Source organism: Streptomyces sp. ADI95-17 (assembly GCF_003846175.1).
Classification (GTDB): Bacteria; Actinomycetota; Actinomycetes; order Streptomycetales; family Streptomycetaceae; genus Streptomyces; species Streptomyces sanglieri.
Window position 1 is genome coordinate 1,032,133 of the sequence record NZ_ML123044.1, and the last position, 1,994, is coordinate 1,034,126.

Here is a 1,994-nt window from a genome sequence, read left to right on the forward strand (position 1 = left end):
TACGGGGGGCGGGGTGCGGGGTTCCGGTGCGGTGGTGGCCGGGTGCGGGCTCGCGGGCGTGGACGGCGGTGCGGCCGCCGGGGCCGGTGGGACCGATGAGGCCGACAGGGCCGTGGACGGGGTGGTGTCGGACCCGGCGACCGGCGCCGGGCGGGCGGCCCGGGGTTCCGGGGAGGCCGCCGGATCGGTGTCGCGGCCGCACCCGGTGAGCAGGGCGAGCAGCAGGAGCGGGGCGGTGAGCCCGGCGGGGCACCGGAACGTCATCCGAAGCGGCCGTTCACGTAGTCGGCGGTCCGGCCGTCCTGCGGGGAGTCGAACATCTCGTCGGTCGGCCCGTGCTCGACGACGACGCCGGGGGTGCCCTGTTCGGCGAGGAAGAACGCGCAGTGGTCGGAGACCCGCGCCGCCTGCTGCATGTTGTGCGTGACGATCACGATGGTGACCTCCTCCTTGAGGTCGGCGATGGTCTCCTCGATCCGGCGGGTGGAGGTCGGGTCGAGCGCGGAGCACGGTTCGTCCATCAGCAGTACCCGGGGGCGTACCGCCAACGACCGTGCTATGCAAAGGCGTTGCTGCTGTCCGCCGGAGAGCGCGCCGCCGGGCTGGCGGAGCCGGTCCTTGACCTCGCGCCACAGGCCCGCCTTGGTCAGGCACTCCTCGACGAGATCGTCCCTGCCGTCCCTGGCCGCCTTGATCCCGTTGAGTTTCAGGCCGGCCAGGACGTTGTCGTACAGGGACATGGCGGGGAACGGGTTGGGCTTCTGGAAGACCATGCCGATCTCGCGGCGGGCGCGGGTGATGCGGCGGCCGCGGTCGTAGATGTCCTCGCCGTCCAGCAGGACCCGGCCGGCCAGCGAGGCGGAGCCGATCAGTTCGTGCATCCGGTTGAGGATGCGCAGGAAGGTCGACTTGCCGCAGCCCGACGGGCCGATCAGCGCGGTGACCTCCAGGGCGGGCATGTGCAGGGAGACCCGGTCCAGGACCTTGTGGTCACCGAACCAGGCGGAGACCGCCTCGGCTTCGAGGGTGGCGGGCGAGGCGGCTACGGTGCGCGACCGGTTCGGCGCGGCGGCGGGCAGCGGGATGGTCTCGGTCATCGGAATGCGTCAACTCCTGGTAGTTCAGAGCAGGTTGGGGAGCAGGCGGGTGGCGGCCGAGGCGGTCGCGAGGCCGAGTGCGGCGAGTACGGGTCCGGCGGTGATCCAGGTCTGCCAGTTCCCCCAGACCCGGTGCAGCCAGACCGTGAGGAGCGCGGCGGCGAGCAGGGCCTGCGACCACAGGAAGACCGCGAGCCAGGCGCCGCCCTCCTCGCTCTCGCCGCCGAGAGCCTCCTCGGCGGGGCCGATCCAGCCGAGTCGGACGAGGCGGGGCGGGCTGGGCTGTACGGGGGTGGTGAGTTCGGCGTCCACGTACAGCACCCCGGCGGGGGTGTACGGGCCGCCGGCCGCGGTCATCAGGGTGAGCCGGCCGCGGGCCCCGGCGGGTGCGGGGAGCCTGTCACCCGAGCGCCGGAGCGCCGACACCTCGTACACGGCCCTGCCCTGACCGGTGGTCACCTCGATCCGCGACCCGGCCGGGAGCCGGGAGAGGCCGTTGAACGGGCTGCCGTACCCCCACTGGCGGCCCATGATCACGCTGGTGCCCGCCTGGCCGGGCATCGGGGTGTCGCGGCGGTGTCCGGGGCCGGACATCAGGATGCCGGAGGTGGTGCCCTCGCCGACGACCTCGCGCAGGCCGAGGGCCGGGATGCGCAGGAGCGCGACGGGTGCCCCGGGAGCGAGCGGCTTGTTGTCGTAGGTGCGCTGGCCCACCGGTGCGGTGCCGAGCGCGAGTTGTCCGCGCAGCTCGGCATAGCCGGTCTGCTGGTCGCGGGCGTGCTGGAGGTGGCCGACGACCGTGAGGTTGGCGGCGAAGCCGAGGAGCACGGCCGCGAGAACGCACAGCACCGCTCCGGCCAGGGCGAGGCCGGGGCGGGCGGGGGGCCGGGGTGCCGC

At 74.0% G+C, this 1,994-nt stretch carries 2 protein-coding genes and 1 pseudogene; all 3 read right to left on the minus strand.

The window, feature by feature from the left end:
* A pseudogene (locus EES42_RS45555) lies at positions 1–264 on the minus strand (hypothetical protein); the annotation flags it as partial.
* On the minus strand, positions 261–1,097 hold the full coding sequence (locus tag EES42_RS04515) for a phosphate ABC transporter ATP-binding protein (protein WP_124716769.1): 837 nt from the start codon (positions 1,095–1,097) through the stop codon (positions 261–263). The gene EES42_RS04515 and the pseudogene EES42_RS45555, both read right to left, overlap by 4 nt.
* 24 nt (positions 1,098–1,121) lie before the next feature.
* Positions 1,122–1,994 (minus strand): sortase (locus EES42_RS04520; protein ID WP_164495164.1); only part of this gene is annotated, 873 nt, incomplete at its 5' end.